The sequence below is a fragment of the Leptolyngbya iicbica LK genome (genome assembly GCF_004212215.1).
GTDB lineage: Bacteria > Cyanobacteriota > Cyanobacteriia > Phormidesmidales > Phormidesmidaceae > Halomicronema > Halomicronema iicbica.
In genome coordinates this window covers 655023-672215 of the sequence record NZ_QVFV01000002.1, presented here as the reverse complement: position 1 = coordinate 672215, position 17193 = coordinate 655023, and the positions used below count along the sequence as shown (strand labels likewise).

Below are 17193 nucleotides of genomic sequence, written 5' to 3'. Positions count from 1 at the left end.
CATCAGTAGCTCCGCACTACAACTCAGTTTCAGAATTATTTTCATCTTCTGTGTTTATCACACCAAAACGAGCTATGTATTCCTTTAAAAGTGGATCAACAAAGCAGTAAACTCCTCGATCCACCGAAGAAATGATATCTCTCTTTAGCAAGTTCCCCATATTTGCACTGTATTGATTTTGTTCGTAGCCTATTGTTTGAGTTATGTGAGTCAAAGGGACGTTTGCTCCCCCATACGATGCCATTGCCTCTAGTATTTTTTGATACTTCCCGGATCCTGCTTTTCTTAGCATGGAAGCCAGCTTATTTCTACGAAGAGTTTCAACAACATCTACTTTTGCTACTTCAAAGTCATCGGCAGACAAGTGATCATCTGAATCAGATTTAAGAATTTGGCTTCCAAGAAGATGAACAGGCTCTGGATATCCAGCGCACAACTCAAATATCTTCTGAATAACTTCATTTTCGTAAGTGCATGCGACTGAATTGAATCCTTCCTTTAAAATTTGTTCGACTTCTAAAAGTTCCAAACGAGGAAGAGGAACATCCTTAAAGGTTCGATAAATAGAGCCATGTTCTTCTTCGAGGTTTTGAATAGCCCCAGTTATTCCAGCCGCAAAAAAAGCTACGCTTTTTACTTGATCTCTTGAAAGCTTCTCAGCAGATAATTTAAAGAAAGTAGCAACCCCTGAACTTGTCTCAACTCGATCAAGCTCATCGAAAAAGAGCACTATACCTGATTTTCCTTTGTCTTTTGCTTGGTTAGCTGCTCTTGCCAAGCCAGCACAAAACAATTCAACAACCTCAGACAATGAGGAAACAGATGAATCCTCCTTTTGACCTACTGTTAGAATTCCTCCAATGTTTAGCTCTATCTTCAACTTTCCGAAGAGATTCTCTAATGAGGTTTGCAACTGACTCAAAATGCCAGAGGCAAGAGCTGAGGGAGTTTGATCTGTAGCACAATCATGCCAAGCGCAAACAAAATTGTAATTATCCAATCCGGGACTTATACCAAGTCTTTCTGCTAAATCTAAGTTGCCTTCTGCGAGATTCCTCGCTTGAATTAAGACTGAGCTTTTGCCAATTCCTCTATCACCAGTAATGATTGTGTGCTTAGGCTTATCGTTAGCGAGTTGAAACAGAGAGTCAATAACACTATCAATTTCCTTTATTCTCCCTGAAAATCTGTCCGAAGAGTCTATCGGCAGGTCTGGCGTAAATGGATCAATGTATCTTTCTTTCATAAAATTCTATCTACAAATTTTGCTTCAATGCTCACTGTTTAAAACTTCGGAATAGTTTTTACCTAATATGTAATATACCTTGCTCATACTGCATGCCAGCTTCTTTGAGAGGCGACATACACTCATCTGATTTTAGCTTTAGTCAGCAAGTGAGTGAGAACCAATTTTTATTTCCAAATAGATCTGCTGACTACTCGCCTAGAATTACTTTTGAGTGCTGAACTACTTTGCGTCGCCGTCTCCGTCGCTTCACCCATTCCGTCGCATCGTCAATGAAGGAATAGACCACCGGCACCACTACCAGGGTTAGTAACGTGGAGAGTAGCAGCCCGCCCAGAATCACCGTGGCAATGGGCGAGTAGGCGTCCATGCCAATCTCGGGGAAAAAGGCCAGACGCACAATCACAATCACGGTGGTTAGCGTCGTCATGGTAATCGCCTTTAGTCGGACCGGGCCTGCCATGCGAATCGCCACATCGCGGGGCACCCCTTCAGCTCGTTTCGCCAAGATCAGCTCCAGCAGCAGAATCGCTGCCGAGAGGGATAGACCTGACAGAATCACAATGCCTAGAATCGATACGCTCGACAGGGTCTGTTGGGCCAAAATCAATCCGCCGAAGACGCCGACTAATTGCAGCGGCACCGAGATCATCATCACCAGCGGCTGAATAAAGGAGCCGAACTGAATCACCAGAATCAGATAAATCAGAATCAGCGACACCAGCAGACCTTTGAGCAGGCGATCGAACTCGATCATCATGTCGGTCATGTCGCCCATGGAGTCCACTCCATAGCCAGGAGGAAAATTGAGTTCTTGTCCTGCTCGCATGGCGATCGCCATCGAGAGGTCCATCGACGCGGGTCCGCCCTTGCGGTAGTAGCCGTTGACGTACACCACCCGCTTACCGCCCACATGCTCAATTAGAGTAGGGCCGCTTTGACGTTCTAAGGTAGCAACGGTGTTTAGCGGGACCTGCTGCCCGTCAGATGTGGTGATATAAGTTCCGGCTAAGTTGTCTACGGTGCCCCGCTGTTCTTCTTCATAGCGCACCAGAATCGAGTTCTGTCGCAGGTTAGGCCGGTTGTAATAGCGCTGAGTGAAGCCCCCATTCAGGGCGTAGCGGGCCTGCTGGGCCACCATCCGCACGTTTAATCCCAGTTCTTCAGCCCGACGGCGATCGACCGTGAGCTGATATTCCGGTTGAGTCAGCGCCGAGCTGGTTTGAGCCATCACCAGACCAGGGGTGTCTTCGGCAATGCGCAGCACCCCTGCCGCCAGACGGTGCAACACCTCCAAGTCTTCGCCGTAAACTGCGAGCTGAATCGGCGCAGCGGAGGTGGCCATGACATCCACGCCCATTTCCTTCAGGGCAATGCGGCGCAAACCAGGAATGGTGCGACGGGCCTCGGCTTCCACGCTGTCCATAATTTCCCAGATGTCGCGATCGCGCTCATCTTCTAGGGTGACAACCAGCGACGCCGAGTTGACGCTACCCATGCTGTAGCCGCTGAAATAGGTACTGTTGCGGGTCAACTCAAAGCCAGTTTGGGCGGACACTTTGGCAATATCGGGTTGGGCAAGGAGGAGTTGTTCTAGCTGGTAAACGCTCTCGTCAGTTTTCGCGAAGGAGGTTCCGGCCTCCATCTCCAGAGACGCCATGAACTGACCAGAGTCGCCCAGGGGCATCATTTCCTGGGGCACAAAGGGATAGATGGCAATCGCCAGGACGATGGCAGAACCGGCGATCGCCAGCGTAATTTCGCGATTATTCATGCAGCGATCGAGCAGCCACCCATACCCCTGCTCCAGCTTCTGAAAACCCACCCGTACCGGCGTGGTCAACCATTGCAGCCAGGTTTGTTGCTGTCGTCGCTCTTGGGGTGGCTTCAGAACGAAAGCGGCAATCAGCGGAATCAGCGTCACCGACACAATCAGCGAAGCGATGAAGGCGAACACCATGGGCCAGACGATGCCCACAAACATCAGCCCTGTTAGTCCTCCCGCGAGAATTGTCGGCAATAGCGCCGCAATCATGACGCAACTGGCCGCTGCACTAGCGAGAAACACTTCCCCGGTGCCTTTGATGGCGGCCTGCATCGGACGGAAGCCTGCTCGTAGCTTCTGGTCTATGGAGTCAATCACAATAATCGAGTCATCGACTAGCTTCCCGATCGCCATCATCATCCCAATCAGCGTCGAGGAGTTGAGCGACATCTCGATGGGAATAAAGGGCAGGGTGGAGAGGGCCAGGGAAGTAGGAATGGAGATCATAATGATCGCCGTCGCCCGAAAATCTTCTAAGAAAATCAGAATTACAATGCCTGCCAGGAGCACGCTGATTAGCAACTCCTGGAAGGTGCTGTCGAGAATGATGTTGACCAAATAGGAGTTGTCGTAGGCTTCCTCAAAGCTGAGTCCGGGATTTTCGGCCTGAATCTTTTCTAACTCGGCCCGCACCTGCTCAATCACCTGCGGCGAACTGGAGTCCGGCTTCTGAATCACGTTCACTGCCAGGGCCGCCTCACCGTTGTAGCGATAGCCGCTGCGTCGCTCCTCAAAGGTGTCTTTCACCGTTGCCACATCGCGGACATAGACTACCTGTCCGTCCTGCTCCAGGATGGGGTAGTCCATCACATCGGCAGCGCTCAGTGCCCGCTTATCGGCTCGCACCAGAATTTCGGAATCTCCCTGGGTCAGTACCCCCGCGCCCTGGCTGACGTTGTTGGCGTCAATGGCATCGCGCACTTGGAGAATCGACAGGCCATAGGCTGCTAGCTGTTGTCGATCTACCACGACCTGAAGCTGCCGCCGATAGCCGCCAAAGATCGACACTGCCTGTACGTTGGGCACCTGGGTCAGCCGATCCACCAAAGTATTATCGGCAAACTCCCGTAGCTGCACTGGGTCCCAACCGTCCCCCTGTAGGGCCAGGGTCAGTACCGGACGGTTCAGTGGATCAATGGGCAACACCCAGTAGGAACGGGAGTTAAAACCATCTAGCTCAATATCGCCCTCGGCTGCCGTCATCACACTCTGAACCGACTGCACCGCCTTATTGATGTCGTCGCCCCAAGCAAACTGAATCGTCACCAAAGACATGTCTTGCTGGGAGCTAGAACGAATGAATCGCACCCCATCGAGCACCGTCATGCGCTGCTCAATCGGCTTGCTGATGTAGGTTTCCACTTCCGTCGGCGACGACCCTGGGGCCATCGTCACAATCGACACCAGCGGACTTTCCACATAGGGCATCATCCGTACTGGTAGCAAAAACAGTGTCAACAGCGACAGCACCAGCACGGCGATGTACAGAGCCGCGACGATGACCGGATGTTTGATCGACCAACTGGTCAGGAAGCTTTTCATCAGCAATAATCTCAGCGTGGAAAAGTGGGGTTGGGAGGTAAGTTGGCAGAGGCATCGTTAAAGATGCCTCTCTTAAAGTCGGCTATTGCACGTCCAGCTCGAAGGTCGCTTCTCCGGGCATCGCGGGATCTGCTGATGTTACCTCCATCGTCCACATCCCAGCCATACCAAGGTTGGTCATGACTTTGTACTCTCCAGGTTGTTCACCCGGTTCTACCATCGTCATCGTGGTCATCGGCTCCATGCCGTCCATACCCATAGAGAGATCAACCTCTAGGTTTTCTAACGCTACAGGCTCGCCCGTAGCCGGATCAGCCACTTGCAACAATAGCTCAGCATCTCCCATCGGTAGCGAAGCATCTTCAGGAGACACCAGGGCGATGTCTACTCCCTCTGAGGTCGGAGTATCGGTTGTTTCTGTTGTCGGAGCGGCAGCCGTATCCGCTTCGGGTTCACTGTCTGCTTGGTTACCGCCACCGCAAGCTGCCGTCAAAAAAATCATCGGCACCAAAAGAAATAGAACCTTTTTCATGAAATCCTCACTATGTTGATGAAATGAAATAATGGAAATAGAAGCGTTACAAAACGCTACTCAACCGGCACGGCAATAAGGGATTGGCCTTGGTAGTCAGGGTCATTAACCTCGACTTTGAGCTGCCACTCCCCGGCCATGCCGAAGTGAGTCTTGACCTGGAACTGCCCTGGTTGGTCAGCCGGTTCAAGCTGCACCATGGTGGTCATCGGGGCCATGTTGGGCATGGGCATCGTGGCATCCACCACGACATCCTGAACCGGCAGCGGTTCCTGAGTATCGGGGTCGCGCACTTCTAGCATGAGTTCCGCCGCTCCCGGCTTAAATCCCTGGGTTGGATCAGGTTCGACGATTGCCACCTCGACACTCCCTTGACTGCTATCGCCCAGCATGGGCATAGGCATACCCGCTTCGTCCACCACGGCTACCTGTACACCAGGAACCAATCGGCTGTGCCCGGAAGTAATGACTTGATCGCCAGGGTTGAGACCGCTGGTGATAGTAACTCGATCGCCATTCACCATCCCCGTCTCTACCGTCCGCCGTTCAGCAGCCGTACCCGCCATCACCCAAACTGATGGCTCGCCGTTGTAATCCACCACGGCAGACTGCGGCACCGACAGCGCATTGGTCTGGCTATTAGTCAGTAGGGTCATCTCTAAATACTGACCCGACAGCAAGCGCCCTTGGGGATTATCAATCACTGCTTCAACTACAACAGTGCGGGTATCGTTGTTGGTCTGAGGAAAGATGCTAGTGACGCTGCCTGTCAGCGGTGCGTCTGTGGCTCCGGGCACCTGGGCGCGAATGGGCGTGCCCACTCGGATATAGCCCGCATCCTTTTGCGCGACATTGGCCTGGAGCCGCACCCGTGAGTAGTCGCCAATTTTCAGCACTCCCATTCCTGGCTGTACCACCACGCCTGGGTCAACCATGCGAGTCTGTACGATGCCGCTAATCGGTGACTGCAATGTGGTGTAGCCCTGCATCACAGCCGCAGTATTAACTTTTGCCTCAGCCTGCCCAACCCTGGCCTGCTCCCGTGTAACTTGGGCACCCAGGCGAGTTAGCTTAGCGTTGGCTTGCTCTAGAGCAGCCTCTTTGGCAGCGGCTTCTGTGGCTACCGCATCATACTCCTGCTGAGAAGTGGCACCTTCAGCCGTGAGCTTCGCAAAGCGGTCTTTCTGAAGATTTAGATAATCTAGTTCTGCTTGCAGTCGAGCAATCTCTTGCACCTGCTCGTCAATTTCGACTTGGCTTACCTGCAAGGACGTATTCATCGCATCGGCCTCGGCGCGGGCTTCCGCAAGTTCCGTGGAGCGCTCGTCCGCGATTAAGTCTGCCAACACTTGACCGGCTTCAACGCGATCGCCCGGATACACCGAATAGTTCGTCAACTGCCCCGCTACTCGCGGATACACCACCGCTTCCTGGTAGGGCATGATCGAGCCCGTATAAGACACTCCGGCTTCAAAAGTCCCAGCCTGAACCACCTCGACCGTGACGGGTACCGGATTAAATGCCCCATCGACCTGCATCATGTCGTCATGGGACATGCCCGACATGTCATGGCCTTCCATTCCCGCCATAGAATCAGACGGTTTAATCAATTGAGTGGTCAGCAGAATGCCGCCGCTGAGGGCCGCAAAAATACCCAGCCCTAGCAACGCCCGACCATACTTACGATGGGCAGATCGTGAGGTTGCTTCTACTGTCGGCTCCAGCAGCGATGAGTCCTCGAAAGACAATGCTTCAGAACTAGTTTCTGAAGCGGCGATGCTGGAATCGTGACTATCTGTCTGAGATGATGGCGGTTCCAAAGACATTCGGAGTACAGAATTTAAAGGATTGACTCTGCAAAACTATCAGCCAATTGTGAAACCAGGATGAAATCTCTCCTAGCTTCATGTGCATGGTTTATCAATATTGGTAGGGATCTTTGGGTTCTGGAATCGAGGCAAGGCTAGTCGGCGCGATCGCAACTCGCCGAGCACCATCCACTTCCAGCGTTTCCATCTGACCTTGAATGGCGAGCCAACTGTCCTGGGGGTATGCGCTACGACGCTGCTCCAATATCACGGGAACCCGACAGGGGTCGCATCTAGCGGACAGTGACGGATAACGAAGCGAGTAACCATAAAAATGTTGTCGGGAAGCTCTGGCGGATGCACCACAAATCCGGAGACATGACGGTCTTCCCGGCATATGAATCGGGCTCTGGGTAAACTGCTAGTGTCATGGCCCAGTCGCTCAGCGTTCGGTCTTCGGGACGAGCACCACTAGTAAAGCGCTGAACCTGCGGTCGGGTTGGCAATCCTACTACCGTGTAACCCTCCTGCATGTTGCTACTCAGGTTGCCGGGTAAGGTCTTAATGTGTTGGCCTCTAGAAGTCGGGGCTGTATTCGTCACCGTCACAAAGGTTTTAGCGATCGCCAGCCCCAGCAGAACCATCCCCGCCAACACGACTGCCCAATAGTAACGAGGATGAATCAGCAGCCTCAGCTGATTCGTCAGGCGATAGTAGAGAAACAAAATGCCCCAGGCAGACAGCGCCAGAATGTCCCAATAGGCAGGCTTGAAGGGAAAACGATAGCGCTTGAGGATAGCCAAATTCACGCAGTCAATCCGATTCAATCAAAGCTGCAATCTACTCAAAAATGTGAAACAGCGATGAAATGAAGCGGCTATATCGTGCCTTCGACTGATTCGATGAGGGGACAAATATCGCCTGGTTGTGGATGGGAATGATCAGCGGCCCAAGTGTCGCGATACTGCTCCAATGAAGACTTGAACGCCACCATTTCTTGAATCTGGGCTTCAAGCTGCTGAATCTTGTCTTGCAACAACGACTGCACAAACTCGCAGGGCACATCGCCTTGGCGATGCACAGTCAGCACTTCCCCAATATCTTCTAGAGAAAAGCCGAGGGCTTGAGCCTTCTTGATGAACTGTACCTGCTGTACAGTTTCTGGCGCATAGTAGCGGTAGCTGTTCTCACCCCGTTCTGATTGGATGAGGCCCAAGCTTTCGTAATACCGCAACGCACCCACGGCAACGCCGGTTTGCTTCGCGACTTCCCCAATTTTCAATCCGGTGATGATAGCCACTGGATTCTCCAGGTCATACTTCTTTTACTTAAACCTAAACCTTACAGTCAGCTTTAGAGTCAAGAGGGAACAACAACAAATAGGAATAGCGATCTCTTTCACTCCCATTTCATAATTGTCTGTCACGGTGCTTGGTTGAAGTAGTTTTGCCACTCTTATGCAAGCGAGTCTAAAGGTTTTTGATCCGGTCAAGCGTCACTCAACAGAGGCGGCGATCGCTCTGCTGTTGGGGATGCTCTATGCGCCTCTTATCTGGTACTGGATTGATGGTTGGCTGAGTAAATCAATCAGCATTGAGCATGAGTATTTTTCCTACGCGCTCATCGGATTCCCCTACGCTGCCTGGATAGCTTGGCTATCCAGGCAGCATCGGCACAATTTGCCCAGCAGCGGAAGCTTTTTGGGGATATCGCTATTGGCATTAGCGGTTACGTTCTATCTCAGTCCAGTGCAAAATCTCATTAATCTGTCTTTTCCCCTCATGCTGGGAGCAGTCGTTCTAATCCTGAAGGGATTGAGCGGTTTGCGGCTGATGAGATGGCCTTTGTTGTTTGTTTTGCTGGCAACACCGACCGAGTTGCCTTACCTCATTGCACCCTACCTGATGCCAATACAGCGCATGAATGCCGCGATCGCGGCCTTTCTGTTGACGCAAATTGGCATGGATGTCAGCGTCGATCAAATCTACATCTTAGTCAACGAACGCATTGTCGAGGTGGCTCCCTACTGCGCGGGGCTGAAGATGCTGATGACCTGCTTATATGTCGCTCTGATGATGCTCCATTGGACGGGCAACCTACGTTCTCGACCGAAAACCCTTGCGCTACTAGCGGGAGCAGCGCTCATCAGCGTGGTGGGCAACATCGTTCGCAACACCCTGCTGACGTTCTTTCACGGCACCGGACGCACTGACTGGTTTGAGTGGCTTCACGAGAGTTGGGGTGGAGATGTGTTTTCAGCACTGCTGCTACTCAGTGTGGTTCTGCTGATGAACGGGATTGACCGAATGGCCAATTCGTTGACGCTATCTCCAGCCGGTGGCGCAGGGAAAGACAATTTTTTCTGAGTCAATTATGAGTCCTTATCAGGGTGCTGGCAGAAGTTGTATCCTTGCCCAAGCGCTAAGCTGTTATACCGAACGAGTTGGAAAAAGTATTTATTTATGAGCAGTCAATTAGCAGCAACCCGTTTTCTAGTCGTCGGCTTGATGGCGGGCAGCCTAGCCTTTGCAGGGTGTAGCCTGGTCACAAACAACAGTGCATCTTCTACTCAGCCGACTAAAGCTGAGCAGGTCGCATTTAACCAGGAACTCGCGGTATTTCGCAGCCCGACCTGTGGCTGTTGCGGCCAGTGGATTGAGCACATGGAAGCCGCTGGCTTTACCGTCAAAGACAACGTGACGGAAGAGATGACGGCGATCAAAGAGCAGTACGGCGTCCCTGCCAATCTGGCCTCTTGTCACACCACGATTGTGGATGGCTATGTCGTTGAAGGTCACATTCCCGCAGAAGATGTACAGCGGCTGCTAACTGAAAAACCGGACGTTGCAGGTATCGCCGTTCCGGGTATGCCCATCGGCTCTCCTGGTATGGAATCCGGTGATTACGTTGAACCTTACACGGTATTTTCCTTCACCGAGTCCGGTGAGACTGAGGCTTTTTCAGAGCACTCTTAGACTGACGAGACCCTATGTACCCCCCTGTAGATCCCATCATCTTTCACATCGGCCCCCTTGCCCTGCGGTGGTATGGGGTGCTGATGCTAACGGCTATCTTGGCGGCAGCCTTGGTAGCTAGTCGCGAGGTTGCCCGTAAAGGAGAGGATTCTGAAAATCTTTGGGACATGCTCTTCTGGATTCTAATTCCAGGCTTTTTAGGAGCGCGACTTTACTATGTGTTTATTCAGTCGCCACGGGGTGAGTCTGGCCTTGGTTACTACTTGCAGAACCCAGGTGAAATTCTCAAAATCTGGGGCGGTGGTATTCATATTTTTGGCGGCTTCATTGCCGGTAGCATTGCGCTCTGGCTGTTCACCCGCATCCGGAAGCTAAACCCGCTGCCTTACCTAGACGCGATCGCTCTAGGATTGCCCCTAGCTCAGGCGATTGGGCGCTGGGGGAACTTCATCAACCAGGAACTCTATGGGCCACCGACGACGCTACCCTGGGGCTTACGTATTGATCCACAACATCGGATCCCGCCCTATAACGATTTAAGTACCTATCCTGAAAGTGCACGGTTTCATCCCCTTTTCCTATATGAATCGCTCTGGAATTTTCTCGGATTTGCCATCCTGTTTTGGATTTCGCGACGGTTTCAGAAAGATTTAAAGGAGGGGGATATTGCCCTGCTATATCTAATCTGGTATCCACTCGGTCGCTTTTTTATTGAGTTTCTGCGGACGGATTCGTGGTTCTTTCCTGGCACACTGTTCAACGTGGTACACATCTTGTCTGCGATCTCAGTCATCAGTGCCGTCATTGGTCTCTACCTTAGCCATCGCCCTAGTACAACTCAGGGGTCAAACGTTTGACCTGCGTCAATTTTGACAACTCTTTGAAACTGTCACTCTCGTCCAATCTATGGTTGAACACACAAATTCTCGCCGTAAATCTCGACGCCGCACAACCCGGCACTTCAACGTCTGGCCGATTATCTTTGGTCCGATTGGCGTCACCGCACTGATGGTCGCCATTATCGCATTCTTGGCATTGCGTAATCGACCCGAGCGGGTGGCCTTTGAACCGAATACAGAAGCAGGCACCGCTGCCCTCGCTGCGGTGCAAACCTTTCCCGATCAAGGACGGCAGCATGTTAATCCCGGCGAAGCCGTAGATTACGATAGCGACTTTCCGACCTCTGGCCCCCATGATCCAAATCCGGTCATGCCAGGGATTTATACTGACGTGCAGCGTCCAGAACAACTCGTCCATTCGCTGGAGCATGGCAACATCGTTATCTATTACGACCAGCCCGAGGCAGAAACGATGAAAGCTTTAGAGAGCTGGGCAGACCAGTTCTCTGACCCTTGGGAAGGGATCGTTGTGGTGCCCCAAGCAGGATTGGGCGCAGAAATCGTCCTCACTGCCTGGACGAAAAAGCTGGTCATGCTGGAATTTGATCCGCGAGCTGCTGCCACCTTTATTGATGAATATCGGGGACGGGGACCGGAAAATCCGGTGCGGTAGTCATTGGTCGACTTATTCCAAACTGTATTGGAGGGTGATGACGATCTCGATCGCTCAGTCAAGCCCCACGCACAAGGGTGCAAGTCAGCGCTGGGTAATCTGCGCACTGACTTGCACGGGATGATGAAAGTAGTCCCACACGCTATGCAGAAGGTAGCCTATAGCAAGCCGCAGTTTGATCAGGTCACCCCCAATACCTGAAATCAGCATCAGATAAGCTTTGTAACTCTAACTTCCGACTTCTTCATTCCGACTTCTGCTGTACCATCAGCACCAGAGGAGACACCCAGAGAGCAAAGAGAGATAGGGCAATGCAGGCGATCGCGATCGCCGCTTCTAGAAAAATGCTTCGCCCTCGTTTCTCAGCTAACGCTGAGCCCACATATACGGCTCCAATTGCTGCAAAGGCAAAAGCATACACATCCAATCTTGGTTGAGGCGGTACCCAATGAAGGAGGATACCAGTTGTGATCGCAAGGAGAATCCCAATTCCAAAAGATAGCCATCCACGTTGGTCTTGGACAGGTTGTTGATTTGACAAATCTTGAAAACGATCCATGGGGTAATCTTCATACATACCTCCAGATACAAGTTAAACGCTCTAGTTACCTAGAAGGTCAATCCTTCGTCTTTGGCAATCAGCGCATTGAAACTTGACATTGCAGCTAGCTGTAGAGTCCTAGACTGGTGCCATGATCTTAAAGAGGTAATTTCAATGACAAAGCGTTCAGTTGAAGTATTTACCGCAGGCTGTCCCCTTTGTGACGAGACAGTCAAACTGGTGAGGGATTTGGCCTGCGAAAATTGTGACATTCAGGTTTGGGATTTGCGGGCCGACTACATCACCGAGGAAGGCGAGGCAAAGTTAACCCAATACAGCATCCACCGGGTACCTGCAGTTGTGGTTAACGGTACCTTGGCCGGATGCTGCCAAACACAGCAGCCCGTTTCCCGAGAATTCCTGGTGGCAGCCGGTGTTGGTCGAGGGTAGAGAACCTACAGCCAACAGCAACAAACGTTTCCAGGGGAAAGTGTGAAGCGCTGACTGACTCATCACATAACTACGATTAAGGGCACCTCGGAAAATACAAACCTTATTGGGAATAACAACGAGACTTCAGTGATTTCGGGTTGCCAAAATTCTCAATAAGACAATTAACTGAGGTGCCCTCAAGGAGAATGGGCTTAGAAATGGGTAGTCAGCATGACGTAACCAGCCGGATGGAGTTTCCATCCAAGAAACTCCTGGAGCTCAAGAGTGCTTGCTGAATCCCTTAAAAGAGCTTCTCAAAAGAGAAATCTAACCCCCCCCACGACAGCGAAGTTGCTCACTTCTTCGCCATCTTCTCTAGCAAGATTTGCTGTTTCACCAAACTTTTGCGTCCAATTAATTCCTACATAGGGCGCAAATCTGCGATTGACTTCGTAACGCAAGCGTAAACTTAATTCAATATCATTAAGACCTGAACCAACGCCAAACTCTTCTACCTGCTGGATAGCGATGTTGGTTTCAAACTCGGGTTGCAGGATGAGTCGCTGGGTCAAAAGTAACGGATACTCAGCAGCAAACCTGGCCGAAACGTCTCCTTCTTGACTAACGAATAAAGCACCCTCTATTTCAAAAAGATTAGGCGCTAATCCTTGAACCCCAACCACTCCAAATGCACGTCCAGGCCCACCTTCAGAACTATACACCTGGTCGTATCGAATCCCTGCTTGAAAATCCCAAAAAGGAGCAATTAGCCTGCCATATAGAAGCTGTAGCTCTGCCTCGCTGTCGTCACTATTCAAGCCGACATCTCCCTCTGTTTTGATCCAGAGTCTTTGATAGTCACCCCCAATCCAACCAATACCATTCCAGTTAAACGTATCTTCCTCCTCGTTTAGTCGGTATTCCAGCTGATCGATTAAAAAGTATGAGAAAATTTGACTATCTTCTACAGGCTCAGGCCATTCGTCTCTGTTGACTTCTGGAACATCAGATTGTCCCAAGGGTAGAAGTTGCTGTGAAGCACTATCAGCTTCTAATACTTGAACATCTGAAGCTTCATTTGTGCTTCCTTCCAATACTGGTTGAGATTGCTCAACGGCGGGTACTGTAGAAAACTGATTGGTACTGAGCATTTCGGGCTGCTCAGCAAAGGTCGTTATTGTTGCACCGACATCTTCTGATTGAGGCTCTTTAGGGAAGCCATTAGGTTCCGTTGAGGCAGTAGCCGGATAAGACATATCGTGTCCCATTGGAACATCCTCATCCATGTTGTCCATATCATGGCCCATGGGCGAGATACCACTCATATCGTGGTTCATTGAATCGTGGCCGGTCATAGCGGTTGTACGGCTCATATCGTGAGGCATGGCAGCTGCCGCACTCGTGTCCGGTTTCTCTGAAACAGCAGGTTTGCCCATGTTGTCGGGCATCGCACTGTCGCCATTCATGCCACCCATGTCGTGATTCACTGAGGCATCGCTACTCATGCCGCCTGTGTCGTGACTTATGGGTGCATCGCCGCTCATGTCGTGGGGCATGGCAGCTCTGGCACTTTTGCCTTTTACGATTTGAAGCGATAAGTCTACGATACCTGCAAGTCCAATTGATGTAGCCAGAACCAAAAATAATTTCCGTTGAAATATGTTCCGCATCTAACGCACCTCCGATAAAGGGTCAATAACCGCTACGGTGCGGAACATGCCAACTTCCATGTGATAAAGCAGATGGCAGTGAAAAGCCCATCTACCGGGGGCATCGACATTAATTTCTACGGGAAGTCTTTCGGCTGGTTTAACGTTAATAGTATGCTTGCGAGGTTTGTATTCCCCTGCACCATTATCTACTTCCATCCACATTCCATGTAGGTGAATGGGGTGTTCCATCATGGTGTCATTCACAAATACTAGCCGTAGGCGTTCGCCGTTGTAGAAGGTAAGTTCTTTCTCTTCAGAATATTTTTTACCGTCAAAAGACCACATGTATCGCTCCATGTTGCCGGTAAGGTGCAACTCTAGTTCTCGCTCTGGCGATCGCTGGTCGTATCCTGGGTTGATGCTGCGCAAGTCGGTGTAAACCAAAACACGAGTTCCAGTATTTTCTAGACCTGTCCCTGGTTCATGCATACGACTTCCTACCATCATAGGAACGCCAGAATTTCCCGCACCATGGCTATCGGGACCATGGGGCACCATAGAACTGCTGCCCGGACAAGACATGTCATCTGTCATGGGAGCATCGCTACTCGTGCCACTCATGTCATCTGTCATGGGGGCATCGCTACTCATCCCACTCATGTCATCTGTCATGGGGGCATCGCTACTCATGCAAGACATATTGGGATCCATGGTCGGCAAATCGGCATCCATTGAACCATGATCCATTCCCATGTCGGCCATCGTACGCAGTGGCCGTTCGCGCCGTTCTGGCAGAGGGGCTTCTAACCCTGTACTTATAGCTAGGGTGCCGCGTGCGTAACCGCTACGATCCATCGTTTCGGCAAAGATTGTATAAGCCTGCTCGTCTTGGGGCTCTACAATAACGTCGTAGGTTTCGGCCACGGCAATTCTGAATTCATCAACAGCTACGGGTTGTATGTTTTGCCCGTCTGCTTGAACAACAGTCATTTTGAGACCGGGAATACGCACATCAAAATAGGTCATCGCAGAAGCATTGACAAATCGCAGCCGAACCTTATCTCCTGGCTGAAATAGAGCTGTCCAGTTGGCATCTGGCTCGATTCCATTCATCAAGTAGGTATACGTTGCTCCAGTGACATCCGCAATGTCTGTTGGGTCCATGCGCATCCTTCTCCATTCGCCATCCTCAGCCAGGTTGGCTACTGTCCGCCTTTGATAGTTGTAATAAGGCGACATGCGCTTCAGATTAGCCAGAACGCTATGGGGATCTTCAAACGTCCAGTCGGAAAGCATCACCACGTAATCTTGGTCATATTCGAAGGGTTCTGGTTCGGCTGGATCGATAACAATCGGCCCAAAGTGTCCTTGTTGCTCCTGTAATCCGCTGTGGCTGTGATACCAGTAGGTGCCACTCTGGGTTACCGGAAACCGATATGTAAACGTCTGCCCTGATTTGATGCCAGCAAAACTAACTCCGGGAACACCATCCATCTCAGGCGGCAGGATAATGCCGTGCCAGTGAATGGAAGTATCTTCATTGAGCTGGTTAGTGACATTAATGGAAATGTTTTGGCCTTCTCGCAGGCGAATTAAAGGACCAGGTATAGAGCCATTCGTTGTCAAAGCTTTTGCGCTCCGTCCACCCAGTTGAATGGCTGTTTCCTGAACTTGGAGGTCGATTACATCGGGGTAGTCGATTACATCGGGGTAGTCGATTACACCGGGGTAATCGATACCCTGGCTAGCTTTGCTTAAAGATAAGCCCTGTCTTGCGTATGCTGGCAAAAGAGCACTCAACCCAAAACCCAAGCCTGCGCCTGCCGTAAAGCGCAGAAAACTACGTCGATTCAGAAAAGCCATGTGTGTATCGCCTTGTGACTCATCAAGTAAAGGTTTTAGCGCTTCGGGCCTATGCCTCCAGCATCAACTAAGGACTATATTCTGGAATAGTGAAATGAGAGTGAAACAAGAAAACCTGGGACGCTCGATTTTTCTCTGAATGGCTGGATTCGTCACAGGCTCTATTTTCTGCGTTCCTTAGAGACATTTCCAGAGCATTCATTTAGGCCATGCCCAGTAGCATTGCCAGCACGTCATGCAGACAGATCGTTTACACTAGCCAAATCTTTGGTGCAAAAATATCGCAAGGCGCTTGCGTTGGCACAAGTCTGATAAAAGCCATTTGAGCTATTTCAGGCAATAAAGCCTAAGTGAGCAAAACCAAATTGTCATTTCACCCTGATTTCATCTTCAGATAACAAACTGTCATTGACAGCGAAATAATCAGCATTTCGCAACGCTTCGCAATGATTTATAGTCTGTTTGTGAAGCTTCCTTTTGTAGAGATTTAGGAGATTAAGCGGTATGGCTCATTCGACGAAGCAGCATCGCAAGTTTTTGGTAGGGGGAGGGACTGCGATCGCGACTCACCTGCTGTGGATTGAGAATGCAATAGGCCACGTTGGTCATCACGACTCTCAAAGCTCAGAGCCAGCGGAACCTTCGTCTGCAGGTGATTCAGCTGAAAGCTCCTCTGAGCAAACCGATAGTATGACCCATTCCGATGGAACGGTTATGCCATCAGCGGATATGCCGATGAGCACCGATACCGATGCATCTTCTGTTGAAGAAGTGCCTGTCACCTCGGAAGAGCCGTCTTCTTCATTACTTCAAGCTAACGTGGGTGCCATTGGAATTGGTTTAGGGGAATCACTATTCGCTCTAATTGTTGTTGGGCCATTCCTGCTGCAGTATCTAAAGAAACAGCTACAGTCTTCGTAAACTATTGACTTAGTAATGAACATTAATCGTGCTCGTTTACGTCAGTTACATACTGCGTTAGTGCCCGTGATGGTATTGCCACTGCTACTGACCCTGACTACAGGAGTCCTGTTTCAATTTGCAGTTGCGAGCGATCGCGCCAACGACTTTCTCTGGCTTTTAGAGCTGCATCGGGGCAAATTTGGGCAACTCAATTTGGACTTTATTTACCCTATTCTCAACGCACTAGGACTCTTGACATTGGTCATTAGTGGTTTTCTGATGTGGTTACAATCACCCGTGCGCAAGCGTAAGAAGACTCCTTAAATCTTCCAGTTTCTTCTCCTAGGTACGAGAAGACAATT

At 50.6% G+C, this 17193-nt stretch carries 17 protein-coding genes; 7 read left to right on the top strand and 10 right to left on the bottom strand.

Annotated elements, in window-relative coordinates:
• Window positions 1-16 precede the first annotated feature (16 nt).
• The 7 genes from DYY88_RS09965 to DYY88_RS09940 form a co-directional block, all read right to left on the bottom strand.
• Entirely contained in the window at window positions 17-1246 is a 1230-nt protein-coding gene (locus DYY88_RS09965; protein WP_039728174.1) for an ATP-binding protein, read from the bottom strand.
• Between the two features lie 190 nt (window positions 1247-1436).
• Window positions 1437-4613, bottom strand: coding sequence for an efflux RND transporter permease subunit (locus tag DYY88_RS09960; RefSeq protein WP_039728177.1), 3177 nt, complete (start codon window positions 4611-4613; stop codon window positions 1437-1439).
• Between the two features lie 82 nt (window positions 4614-4695).
• On the bottom strand, window positions 4696-5145 hold the full coding sequence (locus DYY88_RS09955; RefSeq protein WP_039728179.1) for a FixH family protein: 450 nt from the start codon (window positions 5143-5145) through the stop codon (window positions 4696-4698).
• A 56-nt stretch (window positions 5146-5201) separates the two neighbouring features.
• Window positions 5202-6893 carry an efflux RND transporter periplasmic adaptor subunit gene (locus tag DYY88_RS09950; RefSeq protein ID WP_207223316.1) on the bottom strand — a complete coding sequence of 564 codons (1692 nt, stop codon included), beginning with the start codon at window positions 6891-6893 and terminating at the stop codon, window positions 5202-5204.
• A 172-nt stretch (window positions 6894-7065) separates the two neighbouring features.
• Window positions 7066-7224 (bottom strand): hypothetical protein, encoded by a 159-nt coding sequence (locus tag DYY88_RS24110; RefSeq protein ID WP_165390110.1) that lies wholly within the window; start codon window positions 7222-7224, stop codon window positions 7066-7068.
• A 22-nt stretch (window positions 7225-7246) separates the two neighbouring features.
• Entirely contained in the window at window positions 7247-7762 is a 516-nt protein-coding gene (locus DYY88_RS25135; RefSeq protein ID WP_130199386.1) for a hypothetical protein, read from the bottom strand.
• Window positions 7763-7830: 68 nt separating this feature from the next.
• Entirely contained in the window at window positions 7831-8253 is a 423-nt protein-coding gene (locus DYY88_RS09940; protein WP_039728181.1) for a heavy metal-responsive transcriptional regulator, read from the bottom strand.
• A gap of 157 nt (window positions 8254-8410) precedes the next feature.
• Here DYY88_RS09940 and crtB point away from each other — a divergent pair, with 157 nt between their 5' ends.
• The 4 genes from crtB (at window position 8411) to DYY88_RS09920 (ending at window position 11440) form a co-directional block, all read left to right on the top strand.
• Complete coding sequence (gene crtB, locus DYY88_RS09935; protein WP_039728182.1) at window positions 8411-9319, top strand: cyanoexosortase B; 909 nt, start codon at window positions 8411-8413, stop codon at window positions 9317-9319.
• A gap of 96 nt (window positions 9320-9415) precedes the next feature.
• On the top strand, window positions 9416-9928 hold the full coding sequence (locus tag DYY88_RS09930; RefSeq protein WP_039728183.1) for a DUF411 domain-containing protein: 513 nt from the start codon (window positions 9416-9418) through the stop codon (window positions 9926-9928).
• 14 nt (window positions 9929-9942) lie between these two features.
• Complete coding sequence (gene lgt / locus DYY88_RS09925) at window positions 9943-10785, top strand: prolipoprotein diacylglyceryl transferase (protein ID WP_039728184.1); 843 nt, start codon at window positions 9943-9945, stop codon at window positions 10783-10785.
• Window positions 10786-10834: 49 nt separating this feature from the next.
• Entirely contained in the window at window positions 10835-11440 is a 606-nt protein-coding gene (locus DYY88_RS09920) for a thioredoxin-like domain-containing protein (RefSeq protein WP_039728185.1), read from the top strand.
• A gap of 244 nt (window positions 11441-11684) precedes the next feature.
• On the opposite strand, the gene DYY88_RS09915 is transcribed toward DYY88_RS09920, so the two are convergent.
• Window positions 11685-11999: a hypothetical protein gene (locus DYY88_RS09915; RefSeq protein WP_039728186.1), complete on the bottom strand. Its 315-nt coding sequence runs from the start codon at window positions 11997-11999 to the stop codon at window positions 11685-11687.
• 156 nt (window positions 12000-12155) lie between these two features.
• Between DYY88_RS09915 and DYY88_RS09910 the strand changes: the two genes are divergently transcribed.
• Window positions 12156-12431: a thioredoxin family protein gene (locus DYY88_RS09910; protein ID WP_044151671.1), complete on the top strand. Its 276-nt coding sequence runs from the start codon at window positions 12156-12158 to the stop codon at window positions 12429-12431.
• Between the two features lie 296 nt (window positions 12432-12727).
• On the opposite strand, the gene DYY88_RS24470 is transcribed toward DYY88_RS09910, so the two are convergent.
• Window positions 12728-14083 (bottom strand): copper resistance protein B, encoded by a 1356-nt coding sequence (locus tag DYY88_RS24470; protein ID WP_201277525.1) that lies wholly within the window; start codon window positions 14081-14083, stop codon window positions 12728-12730.
• Window positions 14084-15928 (bottom strand): copper resistance system multicopper oxidase, encoded by a 1845-nt coding sequence (locus DYY88_RS09900; RefSeq protein WP_039728188.1) that lies wholly within the window; start codon window positions 15926-15928, stop codon window positions 14084-14086.
• A 504-nt stretch (window positions 15929-16432) separates the two neighbouring features.
• Between DYY88_RS09900 and DYY88_RS09895 the strand changes: the two genes are divergently transcribed.
• Together DYY88_RS09895 and DYY88_RS09890 are read left to right on the top strand one after the other, a co-directional pair.
• Window positions 16433-16849 (top strand): hypothetical protein, encoded by a 417-nt coding sequence (locus DYY88_RS09895; RefSeq protein ID WP_039728189.1) that lies wholly within the window; start codon window positions 16433-16435, stop codon window positions 16847-16849.
• 15 nt (window positions 16850-16864) lie between these two features.
• Window positions 16865-17155 carry a hypothetical protein gene (locus DYY88_RS09890; protein ID WP_039728190.1) on the top strand — a complete coding sequence of 97 codons (291 nt, stop codon included), beginning with the start codon at window positions 16865-16867 and terminating at the stop codon, window positions 17153-17155.
• The last annotated feature ends 38 nt before the right edge of the window (window positions 17156-17193 follow it).